A 19,098-nucleotide genomic window follows, 5' to 3' on the forward strand; every position below is an offset into this window, starting at 1 on the left:
CCGACCCTTTCCGGTGCTTGCTGGCAGGATGGCCGGATGGACATCATGCTCTTCCACTCGGCCTACGGTCCGCGCCCGGCCGTGCACGCCGCAGCCGACCGGCTGCGTGCCGCCGGGCACCACGTGCACGTGCCCGACCTGTACGAGGGCCAAACCGCCGGCACCGTCGAGGAGGGCATGGCGATCAAGGACCGGATCGGCCAGGAGACGCTGCTCAAGCGGGCGATCCTGGCCGCGGCGGCCTACTCGGAGCGGGGTCTGGTGTACGCCGGGTTCTCCCTGGGCGCGTCCATCGCGCAGACGCTGGCCCTCGGGGACGAGAAGGCGCGCGGGCTGTTGTTGTTGCAGGGCACGTCCGACCTCGCGGAGGCCGCGTCGGTGGACGCCCTGCCCGTACAGCTGCACATCGCCGACCCCGACCCCTTCGAGCCGGACGACTGGCTGAACGCCTGGTACCTGCGGATGCGGCGGGCCGGCGCGGACGTGGAGGTCTACCGCTACCCGGGGGCGGGGCACCTGTACATGGACCCGGATCTGCCGGACTACGACGAGGACGCCGCCGAGCGGACCTGGCAGATCGCTCTCGGCTTCCTGGAGAGCCTGTAGGGCCCTTTCCCGGCTCATTCCCGCGCGTGCTGCCACGCACGGGGGGCACGGTGCCGCGGAAGTCGCGGCACCGTGCCCCCCGTGGCAGCCGGTAGGCCCGGTCAGACGGCTCGGTACGCCGTCCAGTGGTCCTTCATGCGCTGCACCTGACCCGCGGTGAACTGGTACATGCAGGCGTCGTACGTGTAGTCCATGAAGTTGTGAACGGGGTCGACACCCGTCTTGCTGGCGCAGCTGTCCCGCCCGGTGGGGCACTCGTACGCCGGGCTCTTCTCGGCCGGGGTGTCCGAGACGTAGTCGCCGTTGCCGTTACAGCCGCCCTGGAAGGTGTGGTACAGCCCCATCCAGTGGCCCACCTCGTGGGTACCGGTGTCGCCCTCGTCGTAGTTGGTGGCCGCGCCGCCCGGCAGCGAGGCGTCGAGCACCACGACGCCGTCCATGGTCGGGTTGGACTTGTACGAGGACGGGAACGTGGCCCAGCCCAGCAGCCCGCCGCCGAGGTTGGCGGTGTAGAAGTTCAGCGCGTTCGCCCCGCCCTTGCGGAGGGCCGACTTCATGGCCTTCTCCTCGGCGGAGCCGGAGCTCAGGTTGTACCAGGCGGCGTTGTCCGTGTAGTCCGTGCCGGCCAGCGTGAACTGGAAGCCGGAGTCGGCGTTGCCGGTGCCCTGGCCGCCGAAGGCGGAGTTGAGGACGGCCATCTGCTGGTTGATGGCGGTCGTGCTGAGCTTGCCGGTCTCGCCGTTGTGGATGACGTGGAAGTACACCGGGATGGTGGTGGCGGTGGCGGTGAGGCCCGCGGCGCCGCTCGCCCGCACGGACTCGAGTCTCTTCTTCAGGTCCGCGTCCATGGCCTTGGCCTTGGCGTCGGTCACCTCGTTGGGCTCGTGGGCGTGGGAGGCGCCCGGGAGCTCACGGGCGGTGGTGCTCACACCCGTGCCGTCCTCGCACTCCTCGGCGGCGGCCGACACCCGGTCCTTGGCGGCGACGGCGCCCGTCGGGGTGGAGAGCGGGAAGAGGGCCAGGGTTCCGGCCATCACCGCCGTACCGAGGGCACGACGGTGCAGACGCGGAGATATTCGGGCAAGAGCACGCATGGTGACTCCTCGCGGGGGGTTGTGGAGAGGGCCTTCCTCGCCACCGCGGGGAGATTACGGGTCCATGTCAGATCTTGATGAGCATCGAACAAGCCCAATCAATCGTTGAGTAAATGAAGACATCGGGGAGAAAAGCTTCGGTCCGTTCCGGGTGTTGAGACACGGACGTAACGAACGCGCCACCGAGAGCGGGTGGTGTGTCCGGATTCGATCTCCCGGAACACACCGCCCGCGACGGCTGTGTGATCTCCTGTTAACACACGGCAGGTTGGCCGAAAATCGACCACCGGGGACCGCTCAGCGTACGGGGGTGTACACCCGCTCGACCTTCTGCGTTCCACTCCGCGTCAGGTACGACCGCGTCCACGCCGCCGAAGCGTCCGGTTTCGTACGGTCCGAGAGCACGTAGTAGTCCATCTGCGCACGCTCGGCGGTCACGTCCAGCACGCCGAACCCGTGGTGGTCCATGTCCACCCACTTCACATGGCGGTTGGCGGCCCGGATCGCCCCGGCGGCCACCACCGACACCGTCCCCGGCGCGACCCGCAGGATGTCGTCCAGGTTGTCCGACGTCACCGAGGTCACCACGAACTCCGTCGCCGCCGACCGCGACAGCGGGTACGTCGCCGCCGTCACCGGCACGTCGTTGGCCCACGCCATGTGGATGTCGCCGGTGAGGAAGACGGTGTTGCGGATCGACCGGTCCGTCAGGTGCGCGAGCAGCTCCTTGCGGTCGTCCGTGTACCCGTCCCACTGGTCCACGTTGATCGCGAGGCCGCCCTTGGGCAGGCCCAGCAACTCCGCGACCGGCTCCAGCAGATGCGCCGGGAGGGACCCGAAGGCGACCGGCGAGACCATGACGGAGGTGCCGACCAGCCGCCAGGCGGTGTCGGAGGCGGCCAGGCCCGACTTCAGCCAGTCCAGCTGGGCGCGGCCCGCGATCGTACGGTCCGGGTCGTCGACCTGCCCGCTGCCGTGCGACGCCTGCTGCGAGCGGAACGAGCGCAGGTCGAGCAGATGCAGATCGGCCAGCTTGCCGAACCGCAGCCGGCGGTAGACGGTGCCCTCCGTGGAGGCGCGGACGGGCATCCACTCGAAGTAGGCCTGCTTCGCGGCCGCCACGCGCGCCGCCCAGGCGCCCTCCGTCTCCGGTGTGTGGTTCTGGGCGCCGCCCGACCAGGTGTCGTTGGCGAACTCGTGGTCGTCCCATATCGCGATCAGCGGGTGCGCGGCGTGCAGCGCCTGGAGGTGGGCGTCGGTCTTGTACGTGGCGTGCCGCAGCCGGTAGTCCGCCAGCGTGACGATCTCGTGCCGGGGCTCGTGGGGCCGTACGACGTCCTCCAGGGCGGGATAGCCGCCGGAGGCGTACTCGTAGATGTAGTCGCCGAGGTGGAGCACCGCGTCCAGGTCCGCGCGGTCCGCGAGATGGCGGTACGCGGCGAAGTGGCCCGACTCCCAGTTGGCGCAGGAGACCACGCCGAACCGTATGCCGGGTGCGGCGACGTCGGTGGCCGGGGCGGTACGGGTGCGGCCGACGGGCGAGACCGCGGCACCCGTGGTGAAGCGGAAGTAATAGGCGGTCGCCTGGCGCAGGCCCCTTACGTCGACCTTCACGGTGTGGTCGGTGGCGGCGGTGGCCGTGACCGTGCCCCGGGCGACGACGCCCGCGAAGGCCCGGTCCTCGGCCACCTCCCATCTGACCTCCGTGTCGGGGCCCTTGCCGGAGCCCGGGAGGGCGTCCGGGGACGGCGTGACGCGCGTCCACAGCAGGACGCCGTCCGGCAGGGGATCACCGGAGGCCACACCGTGGTGGAAGACGGGGAACGCGGCGTCCGCGGCGGCGGACGTGGCCGGCGCCAGCACGGGGGCGGCGACGGCGGTGGCGGCAGCGGCCTTGACGACCGTGCGGCGGCTGGGAGCGGGGACGGATGCGGGGGCGAACGCGGGCGCGGACGCGGATGAGTGTCGACTGGTCACGGCCGATCAGATTACTGATCGGTAGAACCAACGGGCGGGCGAACTCCGAGGAGTTCACCCGCCCGTTGGCCGAAAGACGTACGGAGAAGGGCCTGGTGGATCAGCCCTTGAGGGCCTTGTCGATGGCGGTGGTGAACTCGGGCGCCGTCATCGGTGCCCCCTCGCCGTCCGCGTCCGTGACGGTCTTGCCGTCCATCTTCAGCGTCGGCGTGCCCCTGACCCCGCTCTTGTCGAAGGCCGCGGACATCTTCATCGCCCACGCGTCGAAGGTGCCGCTCTCCACGTCCTTCTTGAAGGCGGCGTTGTCCTTCAGCGCCGGCACCGTCTCCGCTATCTCCAGGAGGTAGGAGTCCTTGGAGAACTTGTCCTGCGACTCCTCCGGGTGGAACTTCACCGAGTAGAGCGCCGCCTTGTAGTCCAGGAAGGCCTCGGGGCTGACGTTCAGGGCGGCGCCGAGCGCCGAGAGGGCGTTCTTGGAGCCCTCGCCCTGGTCGGAGTTGTCGATGAAGGTCGCGCCCACGTACCGGATCTTGTACTTGCCGGCCGCGACGTCCTTGTCGATCGTCTCGCCGACCTGCTGCTCGAAGACGGCACAGACCGGGCAGCGGGAGTCCTCGTACAGCTCCAGCGTCTTCTTGGCGGTGGCCTTGCCGATGACGACGGTGGTGCCGTCGTCGCCCGTGGTGTTCTTCGGCGCCGTGACGCTCTTGGCGTCCTTCACCGCCTCCCAGTGGGAGGGCTTGTTCGCCTGCACGACGGCGTAACCGATGCCGCCGGCCACCGCCAGGACGGCCACGGCCGAGACGGCGACGGTGACCTGCCGGCGGACCTTCTCCTTCTTCGCCTGACGCTCGCGCTCCAGGCGCAGCCGCTCGCGGGCCGCCGCCTTGTTGGCCTGGCTGTTGCGTGCACTCATGGTCGTACTTCTCCGTGGGGTGGGGTGGGTTCTCGGGGGTGGACTGTTCCGCTCGGCCGTTCCGCTCAGGCGGCGAGGGCCGAGCGGAGCGGCGGTCCACGCCGTCCCACGCAGTGCACGAGAAGTCGGTGACGGGCCGGGAGCGGCGGGTGAGCCGGCCGCGGACCCCGCCGTACGCCCCGCCCGGGCGTGCCCACCGCGGCGACCGCGACCAGCAGCGGCCGGAACGCGAACGCGGCCACCGCCCGCACCAGCCCGGCCAGCGCGCTCTCGCCGCGCCGCAGCCAGGCCGCCGCCACCAGGCCGACCGAGACGTGCGCGGCGAGCAGCAGCCACGGCAGCGCCGGGTCGGGGGAGTGCAGCAGGGCGGCCGCGCCTCCGGCCGGGGCGGCCACACCGGGCAGCGGGGTTCCCACGCCGCCGCCCCCGCACAGCACGTCGACGCCCACCGAGCGCAGCGCGCCCGCCACGGGCCCGCCGGACGGCCCGTAACAGGCGTGTTGACCGGAGGTGAAGACGGTGTCGGCGGCGAGCTCCAGCGGGACCAGCAGGCCCGCGATGCGCCAGAAGCCGCGCTCCGCCTCGCCCGCGAGCGCGTACGCGACGGCGAGGACCCCGGCGGCGACGACGGCGACCGTCGTCAGGGGCAGCGGCACCCCGGACAGCAGCACGTGGGAAGCCACGGACAGCGTCACGACCAGTGCCGTGAAGAGTGCCGCCCGCAGCCACCTGAGCCGGGTCCCGGATATGTCTTCCATCGCCGCACGAGTGTGCCACGCCGCCCGGTAAGCGGTCCCTAAAGGACCGGGAATCCCCGGCGGCCGGGAATCCCTAGAGCCCCGGGATACGGCCGTTGCGGAACAGGTCGACGAAGATCTGGTGGTCGGCCCGCGCCCGGGCGCCGTAGTGGTGGGCGAAGTCCACCAGCAGCTCGCCGAAGCCCTCCTCGTCCGCCGCGATCGCCGCGTCGATCGCCCGCTCCGTGGAGAACGGCACCAGGGAGTGCCCGCTCTCGTCGTCCGCCGCCGCGTGCATGGTCGCCGTCGCCCGCCCCAGGTCCGCGACCGTCGCCGCGATCTCCTCCGGGTCGTCGATGTCCGACCAGTCCAGGTCCACGGCGTACGGCGAGACCTCCGCCACCAGCTGTCCGGCCCCGTCCAGCTCGGTCCAGCCCAGCCACGGGTCGGCGTGCGCCTGGAGCGCCCGCTGCGAGATGACCGTGCGGTGGCCCTCGTGGTGGAAGTACGCCCGCACGGCCGGGTCGGTCACATGGCGCGAGACGGCCGGGGTCTGGGCCTGCTTCATGTAGATCACGACGTCGTTCTCCAGGGCGTCGCTGTTGCCCTCCAGAAGGATGTTGTACGAGGGGAGCCCCGCCGAACCTATGCCGATGCCTCGCCGCCCCACCACGTCCTTCACGCGGTACGAGTCCGGCCGGGCCAGGCTCGACTCGGGCAGCGTCTCCAGGTACCCGTCGAACGCCGCCAGCACCTTGTACCGGGTCGCCGCGTCCAGCTCGATCGACCCGGCGCCGGAGGAGAAGCGCCGCTCGAAGTCGCGGATCTCGGTCATGGACTCCAGCAGCCCGAACCGGGTCAGCGAGCGCGCGTCGCGCAGGGCGTCCAGCAGCGGGCCCTCGGCCGTGTCCAGCGTGAAGGGCGGCACGTCCTCGTGCCGGGCTCCGGCCGCCAGGGCGTGGATGCGCTCGCGGTAGGCGGCGGCGTAGATCCGCACCAGTTCGGTGATCTGCCGGTCACTGAGCGCCTTGGTGTAGCCGATCAGCGCCAGGGAGGCGGACAGCCGCTTCAGGTCCCATGTGAAGGGGCCGACGTACGCCTCGTCGAAGTCGTTCACGTTGAAGATCAGCCGGCCGTTGGCGTCCATGTACGTGCCGAAGTTCTCGGCGTGCAGATCGCCGTGGATCCACACCCGGCCCGTGCGCTCGTCCAGGTACGGGCCACCCTCCCGCTCCTCCTCCAGGTCGGCGTAGAAGAGGCAGGCCGTGCCCCGGTAGAAGGCGAAGGCCGAGGCGGCCATCTTCCGGAACTTGACCCGGAAGGCCGCCGGGTCGGCGGCCAGGAGCTCGCCGAAGGCGGTGCCGAAGACGGAGAGGATCTGCTCACCGCGCTCCTCGGCGGTGGGCTGGGGGACCGACATCGCGGGGTGCCTCCTGGTGCGGACGTACGGGCGGGGCGCGCGGGCGCGCCCCTTGGCTTCGTACATGACAAAACGGACAGGTGTTCCGTCCGTCTCAACGCGCGACCGCACCCCCGAGTGCCCCTCGGGTGTCAGTGGGCCCACGTAGACTTCCGAGCTGTCCCCCATCCCCGACGCCCCGGAGGCCGCAGCCGTGTCGAAGCCGCCGTTCACGCACCTTCACGTGCACACCCAGTACTCCCTGCTGGACGGTGCCGCGCGGCTCAAGGACATGTTCAACGCCTGCAACGAGATGGGCATGACGCACATCGCCATGTCCGATCACGGCAACCTCCACGGGGCGTACGACTTCTTCCACTCGGCCCAGAAGGCGGGCGTCACGCCGATCATCGGCATCGAGGCGTACGTCGCCCCCGAGTCGCGGCGCAACAAGCGGAAGATCCTCTGGGGCCAGCCGCACCAGAAGCGGGACGACATCTCCGGTTCCGGCGGTTACACCCACAAGACGATCTGGGCGGCGAACAACACCGGCCTGCACAATCTGTTCCGGCTCTCCTCCGACGCGTACAAGGAGGGCTGGCTCCAGAAGTGGCCGCGTATGGACAAGGAGACCATCGCGCAGTGGTCCGAGGGCCTGATCGCCTCCACCGGATGCCCCTCCGGTGAGGTCCAGACCCGGCTGCGCCTCGGCCAGTTCGACGAGGCCCTGAAGGCCGCCTCCGAGTACCAGGACATCTTCGGCAAGGGCCGGTACTTCCTGGAGCTGATGGACCACGGCATCGAGATCGAGCGCCGCGTCCGCGACGGCCTGCTGGAGATCGGCAAGAAGCTCGGCATCCCGCCGCTGGTCACCAACGACTCGCACTACACGTACGCCCACGAGGCCGGCGCCCACGACGCGCTGCTGTGCATCCAGACCGGCAAGAACCTCTCCGACCCGGACCGCTTCAAGTTCGACGGCACCGGCTACTACCTGAAGTCCACGGAGGAGATGTACGCCATCGACTCCTCGGACGCCTGGCAGGAGGGGTGCCGCAACACCCTGCTGGTCGCCGAGCAGGTCGACACCACCGGCATGTTCGAGAAGCGCGACCTCATGCCGAAGTTCGACATCCCCGAGGGCCACACCGAGGTGACCTGGTTCAAGGAGGAAGTCAAGCGCGGCATGCACCGCCGCTACCCCGAGGGCATCCCCGAGGACCGCCAGCGCCAGGCGGACTACGAGATGGACGTCATCATCCAGATGGGCTTCCCGGGGTACTTCCTCGTCGTCGCCGACTTCATCATGTGGGCCAAGAACCAGGGCATCGCGGTCGGGCCCGGCCGAGGCTCCGCGGCCGGCTCGATCGTGGCGTACGCGCTCGGCATCACCGACCTCGACCCGATCCCGCACGGCCTGATCTTCGAGCGCTTCCTCAACCCCGAGCGCGTCTCCATGCCCGATGTCGACATCGACTTCGACGAGCGCCGGCGCGTCGAGGTGATCAGGTACGTGACGGAGAAGTACGGCGCCGACAAGGTCGCCATGATCGGCACGTACGGCACCATCAAGGCCAAGAACGCCATCAAGGACTCCGCGCGCGTCCTCGGCTACCCGTACGCCATGGGCGACCGCATCACCAAGGCCATGCCCGCCGACGTCCTCGGCAAGGGCATCCCGCTCTCCGGCATCACCGACCCCTCCCACCCCCGCTACTCGGAGGCGGGCGAGGTCCGGGCGATGTACGAGAACGAACCGGACGTGAAGAAGGTCATCGACACCGCGCGCGGCGTCGAGGGCCTGGTGCGGCAGATGGGCGTGCACGCCGCCGGCGTGATCATGTCCAGCGAGACCATCACCGACCACGTCCCCGTCTGGGTGAGGCACACCGACGGCGTCACCATCACACAGTGGGACTACCCGAGCTGTGAGTCGCTCGGCCTGCTGAAGATGGACTTCCTGGGCCTGCGCAACCTCACGATCATGGACGACGCCGTCAAGATGGTGAAGGCCAACAAGGGGATCGACATCGATCTCCTGAGCCTCCCGCTCGACGACCCCACGACCTTCGAGCTGCTCCAGCGCGGCGACACCCTCGGCGTCTTCCAGTTCGACGGCGGCCCCATGCGGTCGCTGCTGCGGCTGATGAAGCCCGACAACTTCGAGGACATCTCCGCCGTCTCGGCCCTCTACCGGCCGGGCCCGATGGGCATGAACTCGCACACGAACTACGCCCTGCGCAAGAACGGCCAGCAGGAGATCACCCCGATCCACCCCGAGCTGGAGGAGCCGCTCAAGGAGGTCCTCGGCGTCACCTACGGCCTGATCGTCTACCAGGAGCAGGTGCAGAAGGCCGCCCAGATCATCGCCGGGTACTCACTCGGCGAGGCCGACATCCTCCGCCGCGTGATGGGCAAGAAGAAGCCCGAGGAGCTGGCGAAGAACTTCACCATCTTCCAGGCCGGCGCCAAGAAGAACGGCTACAGCGACGAGGCCATCCAGGCCCTGTGGGACGTGCTGGTCCCCTTCGCCGGCTACGCCTTCAACAAGGCGCACTCCGCGGCGTACGGACTCGTCTCGTACTGGACCGCGTACCTCAAGGCCAACCACCCCGCCGAGTACATGGCGGCGCTGCTCACCTCGGTCAAGGACGACAAGGACAAGTCCGCCGTCTATCTGAACGAGTGCCGCCGCATGGGCATCAAGGTGCTCCCGCCGAACGTCAACGAGTCGGAGGCGAACTTCGCCGCCCAGGGTGACGACGTCATCCTCTTCGGACTCTCCGCGGTGCGGAACGTCGGTACGAACGTCGTCGAGTCGATCATCAAGTGCCGCAAGTCGAAGGGGAAGTACAGCTCCTTCCCCGACTTCCTCGACAAGGTCGAGGTGGTCGTCTGCAACAAGCGCACCATCGAGTCGCTCATCAAGGCCGGCGCCTTCGACACCATGGGCCACACCCGCAAGAGCCTGGTGGCCCACCACGAGTCGATGATCGACAACGTGGTGGCGGTCAAGCGCAAGGAGGCCGAGGGGCAGTTCGACCTCTTCGGCGGCATGGGCGAGGAGGACAGCAGCGAGCCCGGCTTCGGCCTCGACGTGGAGTTCTCCGACATCGAGTGGGAGAAGTCCTACCTGCTCGCCCAGGAGCGCGAGATGCTCGGCCTGTACGTCTCCGACCACCCGCTCTTCGGCATCGAGCACGTCCTGTCCGACAAGGCCGACGCCGCCATCGCCCAGCTCACGGGCGGCGAGCACGCCGACGGCGCGGTCGTCACCATCGGCGGCATCATCTCCGGGCTGCAGCGCAAGATGACCAAGCAGGGCAACGCCTGGGCCATCGCCACCGTCGAGGACCTGGCCGGCTCCATCGAGTGCATGTTCTTCCCGGCGACGTACCAGCTGGTGTCCACGCAGCTGGTCGAGGACACCGTCGTCTTCGTCAAGGGCCGCCTCGACAAGCGCGAGGACGTGCCCCGGCTGGTCGCCATGGAGCTGATGGTCCCCGACCTCTCCTCGGCCGGCACCAACGCGCCCGTCGTCGTCACCATCCCCACGGTCAAGGTGACCCCGCCGATGATCAGCCGCCTCGGTGAGATCCTCTCCCACCACAAGGGCAACACCGAGGTGCGGATCAAGCTCCAGGGGCCGCGGAAGACCACTGTGCTCCGGCTCGACCGGCACCGCGTCCAGCCGGACCCGGCGCTCTTCGGCGACCTCAAGGTGCTGCTCGGCCCGTCCTGCCTGGCGGGCTGACCCCGCCGTACACAGGCGGAAGGGGCGCGCCCGTCGTCACGGGCGCGCCCCTTCCGGCAGTTCACGCGCCGGCGCTAGTTGTGGCCGAACCGCTTCCGCCGGCCCTTGGGGGCGACGTCGGCCGGGGTGACGGGGGCCATGCGCGGCTCGGCCTCCACCGCCGTCGTACCGGCGCCCTGCGGTGCGCCGCGCTCGGCGGCGGCGGGCTGCTTCTGACTGCGGTCCTGCTTCCGGTTCTTGGCCATGGTGATGCCTCCGTGGGGTGTAGGGGCCAGGGCCGCGTTCAGACTCACACACGCGAAAAAACCGCGCATTTTGGATCATTGCGGACCGTAGTCGGGACCCGCGCGGGGCGCGTAGGGTGATCCGCCACGCCGGTGATCCAGTTCCGGCCGTTAACCCCCCGGCAGTCGGGCAGACTCGAAGAACTCGAAGAACCCGACGTATCCGAAGACCCGACGTACCCGTAAACCCGAAGCACCCGCACACCCGAAGAGACCGAAGCAACTTCTGATCCCGAGGTTCCCGAAAGAGGGTGGAACACGTGGACCGCTGCGTCGTCCTGGTGGACGCCGGCTACCTACTGGGCGCCGCCGCCAGCCTCCTCGCCGGGGAACCGGCCCGCTCCCGGATCACCGTCGACCACGCCGCCCTCATCCAGGGACTGCGCGAACGCGCCGAGAGCGACACGGCCCAGCCCCTGCTGCGGATCTACTGGTTCGACGGCGCCCCCGACCGCGTCCCCCAGCCGGAACACCGCCGGCTGCGCGTCATGCCCCGGGTCACCGTCCGGCTCGGTGCCCTGACCCGCAGCGACGGGCGCTGGGCGCAGAAGGGCGTCGACGCCGCGATGCACGCCGAGCTCACCGAGCTCGCCCGCAACCGCGCCTGCTCCGACGTGGTGCTGGTCACCGGCGACGGGGACCTGCTGCCCGGCCTGATGTCGGCGAAGGAGCACGGCGTCGCCGTCCACCTCTGGGCCGTCCAGGCCGCCGACGGCGACTACAACCAGTCCGAGGACCTCGTCGCCGAGGCAGACGAGCGCCGCGTCCTCGACCGCGCGTGGATCACCCGCGCCGTACGGGCCAAGGAGCTGGGCGGCGTGTGCGCCCCGCCGCCCGCACCGCGCCCCGAGATCGCCGCCATCCTCTCCGCGCCCCTGCCCGAGTCGGCCCTCGCCGCCGCCGAGGCCGCGGCCTCCGCGGCCGCCGCCGTACGCAACGGGAACGCGGCCCCGGCGGCTCCCGCCCCGGCCCCCGCGCCGAGCGCCGCCGCCAACGGCTCCGGCGCCCCGTCCGGCTCCGGCAACGGCAGGGCGGTGCCGACCCCGAAGGACCTGGCCGGCCTGCGCGGACCGGCCCACCCCCAGACGCCCCCGCCCAGCCCGCAGCCGGCCAACGCCACCCTGCGCTGGTCCTCCGACCGGGGCTGGGTGGACCGCCCCGGCGGCCCGATCGGCGAGCCGCCCGAGACCGCCTCGCTGCCCACGCTCGCCCAGCTGACCAGCGCCGAGCAGCGCTGGGCCGACCGCGAGGAGGACATCACCACCGTCGGCGGCGACCCCTTCGAGGTCGGCCAGGTCTTCGCGCGGCGCTGGATGGAGCGCCTCCCCGACCAGGGCCACGTCGAGAAACTGTCGAGCATGTACCCGCGCATCCCGCACCGCATCGACGGGGAACTGCTGCGGTACGCGGCACGGTTCGGGCTGCTCGCCCACAAGGACGACCAGATCGACGAGCACGACCGGTACGCGATCAGGGCCGGCTTCTGGCGCGAGATCGACGTACGGGCGGCCGCCGAACACGCCCCCGTGGGTGAATAGGCAGCCCGACCCTTTAGGCTCATCCCTCGTGAGTACGGTGTGCGTGGTGCGGGACCTGGTCAAGACGTACCCCGCCGCGCGCGCCCGACGAGGGGCCCCCGCGACGCCCGAGGTGCGCGCCACCGACGGGATCACGATGGCGGTCCACAGCGGCGAGATCTTCGGCCTGCTCGGCCCGAACGGCGCCGGCAAGTCCACGCTCGTGCGCCAGCTGACCGGGCTGATGCGCCCCGACTCCGGCACCGTCGACGTGCTCGGCCACGACCTCGTACGCCACCCGGAGCGGGCCTCGCGCCTGATCGGCTACCTGGGGCAGGAGTCCACCGCGCTCGACGAGCTGACCGTCGCGCTCGCCGCCGAGACGACCGGGCGGCTGCGCGGCCTCGCGGCGCGGGACGCGCGCAGCGAGCGGGACGCCGTGCTCGACGAGCTGGGCCTGACGGAGCTCGCCGGGCGGCCCCTCAAGCGGCTCTCCGGCGGCCAGCGGCGGCTCGCCTGCTTCGCCACCGCGCTCGTCGGGCGGCGGCCCCTGCTGATCCTCGACGAGCCGACCACCGGCATGGACCCGGTCGCGCGGCGCGCCGTGTGGGCCGCCGTCGACCGGCGCCGCGCCGAGCACGGGACCACCGTCGTCCTGGTCACCCACAACGTCATCGAGGCCGAGACCGTACTGGACCGGGTCGCCGTCCTGGAACGCGGCCGGGTCATCGCCTGCGACACCCCCGCCGGGCTCAAGGAGCGCGTGGCCGGTGACGTACGGGTGGAGCTGGTGTGGCGCGAACGGGCGCCGCTCGACGTGCCCGAGGTCGCCGCGCTGCGCGCGTCCGCGCAGGAGTCCGGGCGCCGGTGGGTGCTGCGGCTGGCGCCGGACGAGGCGCGGGCGGCGGTCGCGGCGGTGACGGGCGGCGCGGCCTTCTCGGCGCTCGACGACTTCACACTCGCCACGCCGAGCCTGGAGGACGTGTACCTGGCGCTGGGCGGCGAGGCGAAGGGGCTGGTCAAGGCATGAACAGGAGCATCACGTGAGCATCGTGCCCGCACGGCCCGCCCTGTCGCCGGGATCCCCCGGCGCGGTCGGCCCGGCCCCGGTCGCCGACCCCGTACCGGGCGACGCCGAGGCGCCCGCCGCGCCCGCGCCGCTCGCGCCGCGGGCGCGGCTGCTGCCCGCGCTCGGCGCCGTCTACCGCGCGCAGCTGTCGCGGGCCCGGGTGGCCCGCATCCCCCTCCTCTTCGTGGCGACCTTCCAGTCCGTCGGGATCATGGTCCTGATGCGCGGTGTCGTCGACGGCGGCGCCGAGGCGCGGGCCGTGGTCGCCGGGTCGTCGGTCCTCGTGGTGGCCTTCGTCGCGCTGAACCTGCTCGCCCAGTACTTCGGGCAGCTGCGGGCGAGCGGCGGGCTCGACCACTACGCCACGTTGCCGGTGCCGCCCGCCGCGGTGGTGCTGGGCGCGGCCGGGGCGTACGCCTCCTTCACCGTGCCCGGGACGGTGGTGACCGCGGTGGTCGGCTCCGTGCTGTTCCAGCTGCCCCTGACCCATCTGTGGATCCTGGCGGCGGTCGTGCCGCTCGCCGGGGCCGCGCTCGCCGGGCTCGGCGCGGCGCTCGGGCTGCTCGCGCCGCGGCAGGAACTCGCCACGCTGCTGGGCCAGCTCGGGATGTCGGCGGCCCTGCTGCTGGGCGTGCTGCCGGCCGCCCGGCTGCCGGAGCCGATCGGGTGGGCGCGGGACCTGCTGCCGTCCACGTACGGGGTGGAGGCGCTCGCCCGTACGTTCGACGCCCGTCCCGACTGGGCGGCGGTCGCGGTGGACCTGGCGGTCTGCGCGGTGGTCGGCGTGCTGTCGCTGACCGCCGCGACGTGGGCGTACCGGCGGGCGGCGGTCCGATGAGGCGGCCCCGGCGGGCGCCTGGCACGATGGCAGGGTGACCGCACCGTTGACGCCTCCTACGCCTCCCACGCCGCCTCACCAGCCGTCGCCGCAGGACCCCGCCTGGCCGCCGCCGTACCCCTCCGCCGCCACCAAGCGCGCCGAGCGGACGCAGCGGGCGGACGGCGCGCCGGACATGGCCGCCGAAGTACGGCAGGGGGCGCTGGTGACGGCCTGCGTGATGCTCGCGGGCGTGGCGCTGGGGCTGCTGTGGCTGTGGCTGGCGCCGCGGATCGGGCTGGTCTCGGACGGCAAGGCGGTCTTCGTCAAGGACACGGAGGGCGAGGGCGCGGTCGGCGCCGACGGCACGTTCACGCTGCTCGGGCTGGGTTTCGGTGCGCTGAGCGCGGCGGTGGTGTTCTGGTTCACGCGCCGGCACGGCGGCATCGCGGTCGTCGCCGGTCTCGCCCTGGGAGGCCTGCTGGGCTCCCTGCTCGGCTGGGGCGTCGGTACGCTCCTGGGCCCCACGCACGACGTGGTGGCGCACGCCCGCGCGGTGGGCCCGGGCGTCACGTTCGACGCGCCGCTGGAGCTCAACGCGCACGGGGCGCTGCTGGCGTGGCCCGTCGCCGCCATGCTCGTCCACCTGGCCCTGGCGGCCCTCTTCATGCCCCGGGACCCCGACCCGGACCTCTACCCGTACCCGGACCCGTACCCCTCCTCGGGGTGGGACGGCGCCTACGGCCCCACACCCCCCAAGGACGCCGCGCCCTGACGCGGAGGCCCGCGCGGCCTGCCGCTACCCGCGGCCGATGGGTGCGAGGACCGCGTCCGTGAGGGCGGCGAGGTCCGAGGGCGCCAGCTCCACCTCCAGGCCGCGGCGGCCCGCCGAGACGCAGATCGTGGCGTGCGCGGAGGCCGAGGCGTCCAGGACCGTACGCAGCCGCTTGCGCTGGCCCAGCGGGGAGATGCCGCCGCGGACGTAGCCCGTGGTGCGTTCGGCCGCCGCGGGGTCGGCCATCGCCGCGCGCTTGCCGCCCACCGCCGCCGCGAGGGCCTTGAGGTCGAGCTGCCCGGCCACGGGCACCACCGCGACCGTCAGCTCCCCGTCCACGTCGGCGACCAGCGTCTTGAAGACGCGCTCCGGCGACACGCCGAGCGCCTCGGCGGCCTCCTCGCCGTACGACGGGGACGCCGGGTCGTGGTCGTACGCGTGCACCGTGAACGGCGTGCCCGCGGCGGTGAGCGCCACCGTCGCCGGGGTGCCTCCCGCCTGCTTCTTCGACTTCTTCGCCACCTGCGGTGCTCCTCGCGTCGGTCTCGCGTCAGTTGGGGCTCGTCGGGGTGCGGGTCAGGTCCACCGCCGGCAGCGACGGCAGGTGGCGCAGGACCGCCGTCTCCGCGCGGAGCAGGCGCAGTTCCTCCCGCAGCCGGGTCGCCGTGTCGGGCGCCTGGAGCAGCCGCTGCTTGGCGGGGGTGTCCAGCACCGCCGCCGCGGCGACCAGGTACGAGACGACCGACGGCTCGTCGGGCAGCTCCACACCCGTCGCCAGCGACCGCTCGCGCGCCCCGGCGAGCCGCTTCTGGTACGCGCGGAAGGCGCGCAGTACGCCCTCGGCGAGCGCGCCGGCGCCCTCGCCGCGCACCTCCTCCAGCTCCTCCAGCTCGGCCGTGAGGAACGGCCCGCTCGCGTCGACCGACAGCAGCTTCACCCGCTTCGTACCGGTCGCGAGCACTTCGAAGCTGCCGTCCGCCCGCTCCCGGATCGTCGCCGCGTCCGCGATGCAGCCGACCCGGTGGAACGCCTGGATCGGGTCCGCGCCGAAGCCGGCGGCGGGCCCCTTCTCCGGCAGCGCGGTCTGGTCGGGCAGGCCGTGCGCGGTCGGCGCGACCTCGCGCCCGTCGCGGATGGCGACGACGGCGAAGCGGCGCGGTTCGTCCTCGTCGGTCTTCAGCAGCTCGCGCATCATGGCGCGATAACGCTCCTCGAAGACGTTGAGCGGCAGCACGAGGCCGGGGAACAGCACCGCGTTCAGCGGAAAGAGAGGCAGGCGAGCGGTGGTCACAGCGGCTAAGCGTAATGGCCGCCCGTGCGGCCCCGACCGGCCCGTCCGCGCAGCGGGACGGCCGCGCGTCCCCCGCGCGCCACTTCGCGGCGCACACCGGCGCGCGCGTCGAGGAACCGGCCCAGCGGATCCTCCCCGGCCGAGGACCACGGAAACGACGTCGCGTGCGGCCCGATGAGCCGGAACTGCTCCAGCGCCGCCGCCCACCGGGCCCGCCCGACCAGCACGTACGCGAGGACGTTGCGCACCTCCGCCGGCCACGGGTCGCCCGCCTCGTACCGGGCGGACAGCTCGATCGCCAGGTCCGCCGCCGCGTCGATCCGGTCCGCCTGTACGGAACCGGCGCCGCCGGCCGTCAGCTGCGTGAACGCCGCCCGCACCGGCAGCGCTCTTATCAGCGAGCCGGGCAGCGCGTCGGCCGCGGCCTGCTCGGCGAAGTGGAAGCACTCGCGGTGCGCGCCGCGCCGCTGGACCGACAGGTACGTGAGCGCGGCGACATGGCAGCCGTAGTGGTGCGCGGAGCGGCGCACGGCCTGCTCCCACAGCGACTCGAACGCCGTGTGCGTGGCGTGGATGCCGCGCGCGTGGTCCAGCGCCAGTCGCCACGGCACCGGGTCGCGCGGCGCCGCCTCGGCCGCCGCGCCGATCAGCGGCCCGAGCTCCCGCAACCGCTCGGCGCGCGCCGGGGACGCCCACGCCCTGCGGACCGCGAGCTCGGCGTGGACCAGGAGCGCGTCCGGGTCGTGCGGTGCGCGCGCCAGCCAGCCGGCCAGCCACTCGTCGCGGCTGCGCGCGAACGCGGCCAGCCGCACCACGTACCGGTCGCGGCTCTCCCACTCGGCGGCCTCGCGGGTGGCGGCCAGCAGTGCGGCCGCCGGCGTGTGGTCACCGAGGGCGGCGGCGACCAGCGCCGGGCCGAGCCGCTCGTCCGGCGCGTCGAGCAGCACCGCGTGGTCCGGCGCCAGCCCGTCGGCGGTCTGCGGGCCGCGCCGTCCCTCGCGGGCGGTGCTGAGCAGGGCACGGAGCAATGACATGGTGCGGACCATTGAAAAACGCAGGTGGGGACCGCGCCAGGGGCCTGCTGTGAAGCTTTGGTAGCGGCGGAATGGTTGCACCGCCGAATGTCAAGAGACCGTAAAGAAAGCGGTGTCCCGGCGGCGGATCGGGCCCCGTCGTTCGCATGCCGGTGCGGATTGCGAAGAGCCGTTCAGCTCCGCCGCAGCAGCCGCGAGGCACCCGCCGCGACCGTCGTCGCGAGCACCCACCCCAGGAGGATCAGCACGGCCGACGCCCACTGCCATATGCCCTGCAGGCGCCAGTACCCGTCCTGCCCGAGGTTGATCACCGGAAGCAGCAGGTCCAGCGCGTACAGCGGGGCGTTCCACTCCGGGTGCTCGTCCCTCTTGATGGCGGCGGGGTCGCACTGCGCGAAGGCCAGCGCCCCCGCCGCCCACAGCACCGCCATCCACAGCGCCGCCCGGCCCGGCCGGTACCCGTACGCCACCGTCCAGTCCTGGAGGTACCCCCACAGCTTCGCCGCCAGCGGCAGGGTCTCGCGCCGTCTGCGTTGCTTGGCCAGCAGCACCTCGCGGGCGTCCGCGTCCTCCCCGCTGTTGCGCAGCACCGCCGCGAGCCGTTCGTACGGCTCCGGCGCGTACTCGGGGGTCGCCGCCGCCACCCACTCCAGGCGCCGGGTGAGCGGGAAGTGCCCGTACGGCACGAGGTTCTCGTACACGAAACCGCCCATCGCCAGCCCGCCCGGCCCCGGCCAGCTGGTGGACAGGTCGATCAGCGTGACGACCTTCGCGCCGTTCAGCACGACCCGGCCCTCCTCCGGGCGCTCGGGGTTGAACCGCAGCTCCGGGGTGACGATCCGGCGCAGCGACAGCTCCTCCTTCCGCTCCGACGACAGCAGGAAGCGCGCGTGGTGGAAGTCGACCGCGTCCCCGAAACGCCCGTCGTCCAGCCGCACCCCGCCCCGGCACTCGAACGGCTGTATACGGGCGCCGCGCATCGGCGTGTTGAAGTTGGCCAGCCCGCCCGGCGGCGTCGTCCCCGCCACGTTCCCCGTGTCGCTCACCCAGGCGTACGTCATGTAGAGCGTGCGCTCCACGCTCAGCTGCGGTGCGTTCAGCGCCCGCCGGCCCTCCGCGCCGCGCAGCCTGCTGCCCCGCAGGTTCAGCGACACGCCGATCTTCGCGCCGCGCAGCGAGAGCTCGCCGTACGTCTCGATCAGCTCCGCCTGGAGGTCCTGCGCGACCGACATGCCGTCCGCGACGATCGCCCGCCCGCTCCGGTCCGGCCGGACATGGATCTGGTTGATCAGCAGGTCCGTGCCGATCTGGGCGTCCGTGAGCCGGATGCCGCGCTCCACCCGGCAGCGCGGCAGGTGCAGATCGCCCTCCGTGTGCAGCCGGGCCGCCTCCAGCCTCGGTATCGCGCACCCGACCATGCGCAGCGTGCCGAACCGGCACTCCGGCAGCACCACCTCGTTCTCGAACCGGCAGCCGTGCAGCTCCACGTACGGGGAGACCGTGCCGCCCGCCAGGTCCAGCGTCCCGGTGATCTGCACCCCGCGCAGCTTCAGCGCCGACACCCGCCCCGCCAGCGCCGGCGGCCCGTCCAGGAGCAGCAGCGCGACCACCCGGGCGCGTACGCTGCGCTCGGGCGGCCAGGCGCGCGGCGAGAACGGATCGTCCAGCACCGCGTTGCCCACGGACAGGTCGTACGTCGCGCCGATCCGGAACGCCTGCCACATGCCCAGCTCGCTCGGGCTGAGGTCGCCCGGTACGTCGTCGTCGTGCGGCTCGGTCACTGCCGCCCCCTCCGCTTCCCCTGTTCGTACGGTTGTTCTTCCCTCTG

General features: G+C 72.1%; 16 protein-coding genes. 6 read left to right on the forward strand and 10 right to left on the reverse strand.

Annotated features, from left to right (window positions below):
- Window positions 1–36: 36 nt before the first annotated feature.
- On the forward strand, window positions 37–606 hold the full coding sequence (locus ACIRNI_RS11100) for a dienelactone hydrolase family protein (RefSeq protein ID WP_356647620.1): 570 nt from the start codon (window positions 37–39) through the stop codon (window positions 604–606).
- A gap of 101 nt (window positions 607–707) precedes the next feature.
- Here the strand turns inward: ACIRNI_RS11100 and ACIRNI_RS11105 are convergent, their stop codons facing one another.
- The 5 genes from ACIRNI_RS11105 to ACIRNI_RS11125 form a co-directional block, all read right to left on the reverse strand.
- Window positions 708–1,700: a zinc metalloprotease gene (locus ACIRNI_RS11105; RefSeq protein WP_403550368.1), complete on the reverse strand. Its 993-nt coding sequence runs from the start codon at window positions 1,698–1,700 to the stop codon at window positions 708–710.
- Between the two features lie 297 nt (window positions 1,701–1,997).
- Entirely contained in the window at window positions 1,998–3,677 is a 1,680-nt protein-coding gene (locus ACIRNI_RS11110) for an alkaline phosphatase D family protein (protein ID WP_403550370.1), read from the reverse strand.
- A gap of 100 nt (window positions 3,678–3,777) precedes the next feature.
- Window positions 3,778–4,593 (reverse strand): DsbA family protein, encoded by an 816-nt coding sequence (locus tag ACIRNI_RS11115; protein WP_403550372.1) that lies wholly within the window; start codon window positions 4,591–4,593, stop codon window positions 3,778–3,780.
- A 65-nt stretch (window positions 4,594–4,658) separates the two neighbouring features.
- The gene (locus tag ACIRNI_RS11120; protein WP_403550374.1) at window positions 4,659–5,351 is read right to left on the reverse strand and encodes a hypothetical protein; all 693 of its coding nucleotides are present in this window, start codon (window positions 5,349–5,351) and stop codon (window positions 4,659–4,661) included.
- 73 nt (window positions 5,352–5,424) lie between these two features.
- Window positions 5,425–6,750, reverse strand: a complete 1,326-nt coding sequence (locus ACIRNI_RS11125; protein WP_403550848.1) for a DUF2252 domain-containing protein — start codon at window positions 6,748–6,750, stop codon at window positions 5,425–5,427.
- A gap of 193 nt (window positions 6,751–6,943) precedes the next feature.
- Between ACIRNI_RS11125 and dnaE the strand changes: the two genes are divergently transcribed.
- On the forward strand, window positions 6,944–10,483 hold the full coding sequence (dnaE, locus tag ACIRNI_RS11130; protein ID WP_403550376.1) for a DNA polymerase III subunit alpha: 3,540 nt from the start codon (window positions 6,944–6,946) through the stop codon (window positions 10,481–10,483).
- Window positions 10,484–10,557: 74 nt separating this feature from the next.
- Here the strand turns inward: dnaE and ACIRNI_RS11135 are convergent, their stop codons facing one another.
- A complete protein-coding gene (locus tag ACIRNI_RS11135; protein WP_403550378.1) occupies window positions 10,558–10,728 on the reverse strand; it encodes a hypothetical protein in 171 nt (56 codons plus the stop codon).
- Window positions 10,729–11,018: 290 nt separating this feature from the next.
- Between ACIRNI_RS11135 and ACIRNI_RS11140 the strand changes: the two genes are divergently transcribed.
- The 4 genes from ACIRNI_RS11140 to ACIRNI_RS11155 are packed head-to-tail and all read left to right on the forward strand — an operon-like array spanning window position 11,019 to window position 14,945.
- Entirely contained in the window at window positions 11,019–12,305 is a 1,287-nt protein-coding gene (locus tag ACIRNI_RS11140; protein ID WP_403550380.1) for an NYN domain-containing protein, read from the forward strand.
- Window positions 12,306–12,342: 37 nt separating this feature from the next.
- Complete coding sequence (locus ACIRNI_RS11145; RefSeq protein ID WP_403550850.1) at window positions 12,343–13,314, forward strand: ABC transporter ATP-binding protein; 972 nt, start codon at window positions 12,343–12,345, stop codon at window positions 13,312–13,314.
- A gap of 13 nt (window positions 13,315–13,327) precedes the next feature.
- Window positions 13,328–14,191 (forward strand): ABC transporter permease, encoded by an 864-nt coding sequence (locus ACIRNI_RS11150; RefSeq protein WP_403550382.1) that lies wholly within the window; start codon window positions 13,328–13,330, stop codon window positions 14,189–14,191.
- A gap of 34 nt (window positions 14,192–14,225) precedes the next feature.
- The gene (locus ACIRNI_RS11155; protein WP_403550384.1) at window positions 14,226–14,945 is read left to right on the forward strand and encodes a DUF2567 domain-containing protein; all 720 of its coding nucleotides are present in this window, start codon (window positions 14,226–14,228) and stop codon (window positions 14,943–14,945) included.
- Window positions 14,946–14,969: 24 nt separating this feature from the next.
- Here the strand turns inward: ACIRNI_RS11155 and ybaK are convergent, their stop codons facing one another.
- From ybaK to ACIRNI_RS11175, 4 genes are all read right to left on the reverse strand, one after another.
- Window positions 14,970–15,467: a Cys-tRNA(Pro) deacylase gene (ybaK, locus tag ACIRNI_RS11160; RefSeq protein ID WP_403550386.1), complete on the reverse strand. Its 498-nt coding sequence runs from the start codon at window positions 15,465–15,467 to the stop codon at window positions 14,970–14,972.
- A 28-nt stretch (window positions 15,468–15,495) separates the two neighbouring features.
- On the reverse strand, window positions 15,496–16,236 hold the full coding sequence (locus tag ACIRNI_RS11165; RefSeq protein WP_403550388.1) for an LON peptidase substrate-binding domain-containing protein: 741 nt from the start codon (window positions 16,234–16,236) through the stop codon (window positions 15,496–15,498).
- Between the two features lie 5 nt (window positions 16,237–16,241).
- Window positions 16,242–17,282 carry a hypothetical protein gene (locus ACIRNI_RS11170; protein ID WP_403550390.1) on the reverse strand — a complete coding sequence of 347 codons (1,041 nt, stop codon included), beginning with the start codon at window positions 17,280–17,282 and terminating at the stop codon, window positions 16,242–16,244.
- Between the two features lie 161 nt (window positions 17,283–17,443).
- Window positions 17,444–19,051, reverse strand: a complete 1,608-nt coding sequence (locus ACIRNI_RS11175) for an oxidoreductase (RefSeq protein ID WP_403550392.1) — start codon at window positions 19,049–19,051, stop codon at window positions 17,444–17,446.
- Window positions 19,052–19,098 lie beyond the last annotated feature (47 nt).

The sequence above is a fragment of the Streptomyces sp. NPDC093546 genome (assembly GCF_044765045.1).
Classification (GTDB): Bacteria; Actinomycetota; Actinomycetes; order Streptomycetales; family Streptomycetaceae; genus Streptomyces.

What these genes read in the sequence shown, in the direction of transcription:
- ACIRNI_RS11100 (WP_356647620.1), top strand. Translation starts at nt 37, where the DNA reads ATGGACATCATGCTCTTCCACTCGGCCTACGGTCCGCGCCCGGCCGTG.
- ACIRNI_RS11105 (WP_403550368.1), bottom strand. Translation starts at nt 1,700, where the DNA reads ATGCGTGCTCTTGCCCGAATATCTCCGCGTCTGCACCGTCGTGCCCTC.
- ACIRNI_RS11115 (WP_403550372.1), bottom strand. Translation starts at nt 4,593, where the DNA reads ATGAGTGCACGCAACAGCCAGGCCAACAAGGCGGCGGCCCGCGAGCGG.
- ACIRNI_RS11120 (WP_403550374.1), bottom strand. Translation starts at nt 5,351, where the DNA reads ATGGAAGACATATCCGGGACCCGGCTCAGGTGGCTGCGGGCGGCACTC.
- ACIRNI_RS11125 (WP_403550848.1), bottom strand. Translation starts at nt 6,750, where the DNA reads ATGTCGGTCCCCCAGCCCACCGCCGAGGAGCGCGGTGAGCAGATCCTC.
- ACIRNI_RS11135 (WP_403550378.1), bottom strand. Translation starts at nt 10,728, where the DNA reads ATGGCCAAGAACCGGAAGCAGGACCGCAGTCAGAAGCAGCCCGCCGCC.
- ACIRNI_RS11170 (WP_403550390.1), bottom strand. Translation starts at nt 17,282, where the DNA reads ATGGTCCGCACCATGTCATTGCTCCGTGCCCTGCTCAGCACCGCCCGC.